This window comes from Clostridium vitabionis (assembly GCF_015351765.1).
GTDB classification, from domain to species: Bacteria; Bacillota; Clostridia; order Lachnospirales; family Lachnospiraceae; genus Clostridium_R; species Clostridium_R vitabionis.
Window position 1 is genome coordinate 283,326 of record NZ_JADKQA010000004.1, and the last position, 7,183, is coordinate 290,508.

Consider the following 7,183-nt stretch of genomic DNA (forward strand, 5'->3'; position numbering starts at 1 on the left):
GAGATTGAGGGGGCTGTCCCCGGAACCGCGGTAACATCGCGGGGCCGGGACAGCCCCCTTTCTTTACGCAGAGCAAAGTTTCGCTCGATGTGAAGGCCCGAGCGCCTGCGGCGCTTGGATGCGCGCTGGGAGAAGTCAGGTATTCGCAATTTGCTTTGGGATGTGATATAAATAGGACATACCCGAAAGTTCAATTTATTGAAACTGTTCAGAGCATACCGGAGGGGAAAATCCGCAAAACGGCCTCTTATAGACGGGATGCGGGGGTCTGGGCAGTTCCCGTTTATGGGAGGCATCATCAATGGAACAGAAGAAAGTGAGCGGTCCCACGATCGGCATTCCGCGAGCCCTGCTCTATCATCGTTACGGCGTCCTGTGGACAGAGTTCTGGCGGCAGCTGGGCGCCCGGGTCGTGGTCAGCAAGCCGACCGACCGGGTAACCCTGGACGAGGGGAGCGCCCTGGCAGAAGCGGAAATGTGCCTTTCCGTCAAGACTTACATGGGACACGTAAAGGCGCTCATCGGACATTGCGATTACATTATGGTTCCGGCGTACACCGGTTTCGGCGTCCGGCGGACGATGTGCATGACATTTCAGGCGCTTCCGGATATCACGAGGGCGGTCTTCCGGAACAGCGGGCAGAAATTCCTCACCTGCAGCATCGGTCCGGGACGGGGGATGTCGGAGGAGGACGGGCTTTCTTCCATGGCAGAGAGCATCGGTTACGGAAAAAAGGACGCTGTGCGGGCTTACCGGGCGGCGTCGAAAAAAGCGGCAGCAGCCTATGACGCCCGCGTGAAACAGAATGAGGCGCTCTACAAAAAGGACGGCATCAAGGTCATCGCCGCCGCGCACAGCTATGTGGCGGAGGACGCATTTTCCGGCGGGTACATCCTGGAAATGCTTCGGAAGATGGGGGTCACGGTGATCCGCGCCGACCTTACCGACCGGAAGAAAGCCCTTGCCCGGAGCACCCATTTCTCCCCGACGATGAAGTGGGAGATGAACCGGGAGATTACGGGCGGCATGCTGAACCACTGGAAGGAGGCGGACGGCCTGCTTCTGCTCAGCGTCTACCCCTGCGCGTCGGATTCCATGGTCAATGAGATGATTACCCGGAAGATGGAGGACTGCGGCCTCCCGATTCTGACCCTGACGCTTGACGCCCAGAACGGCGTCGCTGGCGCGGAAACCCGGCTGGAGAGCTTTATCGATATTATCCGGATGAAAAAGGGAATGAGGCTATGATTGACGAACAGTTTACCGCGGACACCAGGCGGAGAAAAAAGAAAGTGGCGTTTCCGATGTTCGGCCACTATAATATTCCGATCGCTTATTTTGTGGAACATGCCCTCCATGCGGATTATGTCCGCCAGCCGCCGCTGACCCGGCGGACGATGGAGATCGGCGCGAAGTACAGCCCGGACATGGTCTGCACACCGTTCAAGACTGTCCTCGGCAGCTCGATCGAGGCTCTGGAAGCCGGCGCGGATACCCTGATTCTGCCGATGGGGCTCTGCCGCCTCGGCTATTACGGGGAGCTCGCCGAGCAGATTCTCCGCGACCTGGGATATCATTTTGAGATGATCAATATGGCGGAGTACACCACCGGCAGGCCGCTGGACTACCTGAAGGCATTCCGCGGATTCCGGGACAGGGTGCGGCCGGTCCGCTTTGGCCAGCTCTCGTTAAATACCCTGAAGATGGCCGAGCATCTGGACGAGATGGAGGACGAGTATTACAAAAATGTCGGCTTTGAGACGCAGAAGGGCGCCTATGAGAAGGCGTTCAAGACGATGCTCGCGGAGATGAAGAATGCGGGGGATCTCGCGGCGATTGACGCGGCATACGCCCGGTGCAAGTCCGCATTTTCCGAGATTCCGGTGGAAAAGGGCGAATTTCCGCTCCGGGTCGGCATAATCGGGGAATACTTCACGGTGATGGATGCATTTTCCAACTGCGACCTGGAAAAAATGCTGGCGGACATGGGCGTTGAGGTACACCGCTGGATGAATGTCACCCACCGGAATATCCATTATCCGGGGGAGAGGAATCTCCATGTGCGGATCAGCGACCTCTGCAGTTATGAGATGGGGCCGACCTCGACCGCGAATATCTGGTGCGCGAGAGATTACGCGGAGCGGGGCTTCGACGGCCTGATTCACGTGAAGAGCGCCGGCTGCACGCCGGAGATCGACATCATGCCGGTACTCCGGGAAATCTCGGAGCAGTACGACATTCCGGTGCTCTACCTGACCTACGACACGGAGACCGGAACGGCCGGGCTTCTGACCAGGCTGGAAGCATTCTATGACATGATCCGCATGAGGAAGAAGGTTGTATAAAATGCAGGACGTAACCATGGGAATTGATGTGGGATCTATTTCCACGAAGGGCGTTATCATGACGGAGGATAACCGGATCCTCTGCAGCGGCTACATCTGGACCGAGGGCGATCCCATCACGGCGGTAAAAAAGCTGGTGGGCATCATGGAGGGCCAGTTTGACAAGGAAAAATACCGGATTGTGGCGACCGGCACCACCGGGAGCGCGCGGAAGCTGACCGGCGCCATCGTTGACGCTACCGTCGTCAAGAATGAGATCACGGCACACGCGGTCGGCACAACGACGTTCCACCCGGATGTCCGGACCATCCTGGAGATCGGCGGGCAGGATTCCAAGATCATCCTGATTGATCACGGCGTGGCTTCCGATTACGCGATGAATACGCTGTGCGCGGCGGGAACCGGAGCATTTCTGTCCAGCCAGTCCCGGCGGCTCGGCATCGAGGTGGAGGACATGGGCGCCATCGCGGTGAAATCCAAGCACCCGACGCCGATCGCGGCGCGCTGCACGGTATTTGCCGAATCTGACCTGGTTCACAAGATCCAGGTCGGGCATTCCAAGGAGGACATCATCGCCGGCCTCTGCCAGGCGGTGGTGAACAACTATCTGAACAACGTCGGCAAGGGCAAGCGCATCAAGTCCCCGGTGGTCTTTCAGGGCGGTGTGAGCCGGAATATCGGCGTGGTCAAGGCCTTCGAGCAGGCACTCGGCTGCCCGGTGATTGTCGATGAGAACGGCCATCTGATGGGCGCGATCGGCGTGGCGATCCTGGCGCGCAGGAATCCGGTGCGCCGGGTCTTTGACTTTGCAATGAGAAATGTGGAATTTACCACCCGCGAGGTGGTCTGCGGCCACTGCCCGAACCACTGTGAGATCATCGTGGTCAGCCGGGACGGAAAGCAGATCGACAGCTGGGGCAACCGCTGCGAGCGGGGCGCGATCCATCCGGCGAAGTGACGCCGGGGACTGTACAATTCCCTACACCCCGGAAAGTGAGGTGCCTATGGAACTTAACGAGAAGATCACAAGAAAGAGAACAAACGGCGATATACAGGAATTTCTCCTGCGCTGCTGCCGGCCGGAGGATCTCGAGGCGATTCTGACCCTGCAGACGCTGGTCAAAACGAGTCTCGGCGGCTACGGCGAAATCTTCGTTGAGGATACCCGGGAGGAGTTGGCGGAGTCTCTCGAACTGGACTGCTGCATCGGCGCCTGGGCAGACGGGAAGCTTGCCGCGTTCACCCTCTCGATCGCGAACCGGATTTCTGACCGGAATCTTGCCCGGAAGCTCGGCGTCGCCGATGAGGGACTTGCCGACTACGTCACCTACGATACCACATTTGTCCACCCGGATTTCCGCGGATTCGGCCTCCAGCAGTATTTCATGCCGCTCAAGGATCGGGATGCCCGGGAACGGGGCGCGTCCTACGCGCTCTGCACAGTCTCTCCGGATAACCCGCACAGCCTCTATAACACACAGGCCACCGGATTCCAGGTGGTCAGGCGCTGCACGATGTACGGCGGCGTCGACCGCTTTATTCTGGAAAAATCCGTCGGCCAGGGCGGGTGATCCTTATGGAAGGCACATATCTGGAGGTCAGGCTCCGGAAAATCGCGGAAAATGCCTCCCGCATCCGGGAGGCATGCGGCCGCCGCGGCGTCGATGTCCTGGCGGTCACCAAGGGATTCGCGGCAATCCCGGAGATTGTCCGGGCGATCGAGGAAGGCGGGATCCGCCGTTTTGCCGATTCCCGGCTGATGAATATCAAAGCGCTCCGGGATCAGGGATTTTCCAATGAAATCACCCTGCTGCGGATCCCGATGATCAGCCTGGCCGCGCAGACGGTCAGGTATGCGGATGTCAGCCTCAACTCCGAGTACGCGGCCATGGAAGCCCTGTCGGAGGCGGCGCGCGCGGCAGGCAAGGTTCACCAGGTCGTGATGATGGTGGAGCTTGGCGACCTCCGGGAGGGGATGCTTCCCCTGGAGGCTGTCTATACCTGCAAAAAGGCGGCAAAGCTGCCCGGCATCCGGGTTGTGGGCGTCGGAACCAACATGGGCTGCTACGGCGGCATCCTTCCGACCCAGGACAATCTTTCCGTGCTCCGGCTGGTTGCGCAGGCGGTTCGCGAGGAGACCGGGCTTGCCCTGCCGGTGGTCTCCGGGGGAGGAACATCGTCACTGAAATTGGTGTATGACGGCACGATGCCGGAGGGGATCAACCAGCTCCGGATCGGCGAGGGGCTTCTTCTCGGGACGGACACGACGAGGGGGGATGTCATCCCCTGGCTCGAGCAGAATGCCTTCACCCTCCGGGCGGAAATTGTCGAGATTAAGGACAAGCCGTCCAGGCCGATTGGCGAGATCGGCAGGGACGCCTTCGGCAACATCCCGGAATTTGCGGACGAGGGCATCATGCGCCGCGCGATCGTGGCGGTGGGGAAGCAGGACGTCCAGCCGGCGGAGATCACGCCGGTCGATCCCGGCATCCGGGTCCTCGGTGCGAGCAGTGACCACACGATCCTGAATATCGGCAATTCCGAGCAGCACTACCGGGTTGGCGACCGGATCAGCTTCCGCCTCTCCTACGCGGCGATGCTGACGCTCTGCACTTCCGGCTACATCGCCAAGAAGATGGTGCGGGAGTGAGCTGCGGCTCCCCGGCTGTGCCGGTTCAGTCCTTGCAAGCTGTTCCTGGGAAATACCCCTGCCGCCTGTCTGAGCGGCGGGGGTAGACTTAACGAGAGAAATTCAACAAGTATAACAATAGTTATTGACATAATTCTGTAATTATAGTAATATAATCCAGAAGCCAATTTCACCCAGTATTCCTTCCCTGAATGTGGGGAACCGGGCGGCTGTTCGGGCTGCTGTTTCCTGACGGTGGGTTTCAGGGAGACAACGGAAAGGAGTTCATGATCATGAGCAAGGTGGCGGTTGTTTACTGGACAGGTTCCGGCAATACACAGGCGATGGCTGACCAGGTCAGGGCAGGTGCCGAGGGTGCTGGCGCGGCGGTGGATGAAATCTTTGCGGATCAGTTTACCGCTGCAGATGTGGCAAAATATGATGCATTTGCTTTTGGCTGCCCGGCAATGGGGGATGAGGTGCTTGAGGAGGGAACATTTCAGCCGATGTGGGATGAAGTGAAATCCTCCCTCAGCGGCAAGAGCGTCGGACTGTTTGGCTCCTATGGATGGGGGAGCGGCCAGTGGATGGAGGATTGGAAGAGCGATGCGCAGAGCGCCGGCGCTCAGGTTGTGGGAACGGTCATTGCGAACAATGCCCCGGATGACGCCGGCTGCGAGGAATGCAGATCCCTCGGTGCAAGGCTGGCCTGATTTCTGCTGCGAAAGTGATTTCGACAGGAGCTGACGCGATGAGTGACCGATATTTAGTGGATTTCTGCGCCCCGACTTTGGCCAAGCTGAAAGCGGCAAGCCTTTTCAGCTGCCGCCCGGAGGGTGCGGGTGACCTTGACCGCTGGCTCGCGGGACACGAGCGGGAGTTTATCCGTTCAGGATTGCGGTTTTTTGTGCTGCGGCGAAGCCGGGAAAATGCGCTGGTTCTTCTGTACCGTGAGTCACAGCTCCGGAGGGCGCTGTCCGCTCCCGACGTGCGCGAATTCCTGGCAGGGTTTGGCTACCCGGGTGAATTGCCCGGGACAGAGGCCTGCCTGCTTCATTTGAAGGAGCGGGTCGTTTCCTGCGCGGACGGCGGATTTCCTCACGAGATCGGCATTTTTCTCGGATATCCGCTTTGCGATGTCCGCGGGTTTATAGAGCAGAGGGGCAAACACTGCCTTGTCCAGGGATTCTGGAAGGTCTATGGAAATGAAAAAGAGACCTGTGCGGCCTTTGCCCGCTTCCGCAAGTGCCGGGAAATCTACCGGGAATTGTGGCAAAGCGGGAGGAGGACGCTGGTGGAGCTGACTGTGGCGGGGTAAAATGAGCGGCGGAAGGGAAATGCGATCCCTCCTCCGCTCGTTTTGTTATGCAGAGCACTTAACAATAACCAGCCACTTAACGAGGACAAGCGAAAGCGCAGTCCGAACTTAGCAAATTTGCTTATGCTTTTACTGCAGTGGCGGGAAAGATACGCAGAAAACGACAAAACCGGCCAGCGAAAAATCGCTGGCCGGTTTTGGGCAATGTACTTATGGAGCGTATGGGATTCGAACCCACGACCTCCTGAATGCCATTCAGACGCGCTCCCAACTGCGCTAACGCCCCGTACCCTGCAATTAAACCATGTTTATCGCGTTTCGTCAACCGGTTCCTGAAGAAAAAATAATAAAAATCGAAATAATAAACTTGCGGCTGAATCCGGGAGGCGGCGCGATGAGGTTGGCTGACTTGAGATCAGCAGAAAGCAGTAAGGGGAAGAAAATTTAGAGCGGCAGGGGAATCTTGGCACTCCCATATTTGGAAAATTGATTGAATATTATATATAAAATATACATTTCAACGCGAAAGACCGAATTTTCACGAAACACATTTCGCCGGCGTGCCCACAAAATGCTGATATTTCCTTGCTTTTTTCACTAGATCTTGCGGACGGAAAATTGTTTTAGAAAAGTTGAAAATTCCGCTTGACTTCCTATGGGTGTAGTGTTAAGATACATCATGTCGTGAGCGAGTGCGGCAAACGAGTGGCCGGTCACTTATGGGCCACTTAAAAATTTCAAAAAGCTGTTGACAAGCGGGCAAGAAAGTAGTAACCTATAAAAGTTACAGCTCAAATGTAACAGCAACGGACATTGAAAACTGAACAGTATATAGAACCCTGAAAATTCCAAGAACAGCAGGCGATAAGGTAGAGCCTGCGGCCCTCATC

Annotated in this window: 7 protein-coding genes and 1 tRNA gene; 7 read left to right on the forward strand and 1 reads right to left on the reverse strand. The window is 57.5% G+C overall.

What is annotated here, in order from left to right:
* The first annotated feature begins 301 nt into the window (after positions 1–301).
* The 7 genes from ISF27_RS09820 to ISF27_RS09850 all read left to right on the forward strand — a co-directional run bounded on the left by ISF27_RS09820 (position 302) and on the right by ISF27_RS09850 (position 6,293).
* Positions 302–1,249: an acyl-CoA dehydratase activase-related protein gene (locus ISF27_RS09820; protein ID WP_194611312.1), complete on the forward strand. Its 948-nt coding sequence runs from the start codon at positions 302–304 to the stop codon at positions 1,247–1,249.
* Complete coding sequence (locus tag ISF27_RS09825) at positions 1,246–2,346, forward strand: hypothetical protein (protein ID WP_194611313.1); 1,101 nt, start codon at positions 1,246–1,248, stop codon at positions 2,344–2,346. Before ISF27_RS09820 ends, ISF27_RS09825 begins: the two co-directional genes overlap by 4 nt.
* A gap of 1 nt (position 2,347) precedes the next feature.
* Positions 2,348–3,304, forward strand: a complete 957-nt coding sequence (locus tag ISF27_RS09830) for an acyl-CoA dehydratase activase (RefSeq protein WP_194611314.1) — start codon at positions 2,348–2,350, stop codon at positions 3,302–3,304.
* A 46-nt stretch (positions 3,305–3,350) separates the two neighbouring features.
* A complete protein-coding gene (locus ISF27_RS09835) occupies positions 3,351–3,917 on the forward strand; it encodes a GNAT family N-acetyltransferase (protein WP_194611315.1) in 567 nt (188 codons plus the stop codon).
* A gap of 5 nt (positions 3,918–3,922) precedes the next feature.
* Positions 3,923–4,996, forward strand: coding sequence for an alanine/ornithine racemase family PLP-dependent enzyme (locus ISF27_RS09840; protein WP_194611316.1), 1,074 nt, complete (start codon positions 3,923–3,925; stop codon positions 4,994–4,996).
* A 272-nt stretch (positions 4,997–5,268) separates the two neighbouring features.
* Entirely contained in the window at positions 5,269–5,688 is a 420-nt protein-coding gene (locus tag ISF27_RS09845; protein WP_194611332.1) for a flavodoxin, read from the forward strand.
* 38 nt (positions 5,689–5,726) lie between these two features.
* Entirely contained in the window at positions 5,727–6,293 is a 567-nt protein-coding gene (locus ISF27_RS09850; RefSeq protein WP_194611317.1) for a DUF3793 family protein, read from the forward strand.
* A gap of 213 nt (positions 6,294–6,506) precedes the next feature.
* On the opposite strand, the gene ISF27_RS09855 is transcribed toward ISF27_RS09850, so the two are convergent.
* Positions 6,507–6,579: transfer RNA gene (locus ISF27_RS09855), tRNA-Ala, on the reverse strand.
* Positions 6,580–7,183: the final 604 nt, after the last annotated feature.

What these genes read in the sequence shown, in the direction of transcription:
- ISF27_RS09820 (WP_194611312.1), top strand. Translation starts at nt 302, where the DNA reads ATGGAACAGAAGAAAGTGAGCGGTCCCACGATCGGCATTCCGCGAGCC.
- ISF27_RS09825 (WP_194611313.1), top strand. Translation starts at nt 1,246, where the DNA reads ATGATTGACGAACAGTTTACCGCGGACACCAGGCGGAGAAAAAAGAAA.
- ISF27_RS09830 (WP_194611314.1), top strand. Translation starts at nt 2,348, where the DNA reads ATGCAGGACGTAACCATGGGAATTGATGTGGGATCTATTTCCACGAAG.
- ISF27_RS09835 (WP_194611315.1), top strand. Translation starts at nt 3,351, where the DNA reads ATGGAACTTAACGAGAAGATCACAAGAAAGAGAACAAACGGCGATATA.
- ISF27_RS09840 (WP_194611316.1), top strand. Translation starts at nt 3,923, where the DNA reads ATGGAAGGCACATATCTGGAGGTCAGGCTCCGGAAAATCGCGGAAAAT.
- ISF27_RS09845 (WP_194611332.1), top strand. Translation starts at nt 5,269, where the DNA reads ATGAGCAAGGTGGCGGTTGTTTACTGGACAGGTTCCGGCAATACACAG.
- ISF27_RS09850 (WP_194611317.1), top strand. Translation starts at nt 5,727, where the DNA reads ATGAGTGACCGATATTTAGTGGATTTCTGCGCCCCGACTTTGGCCAAG.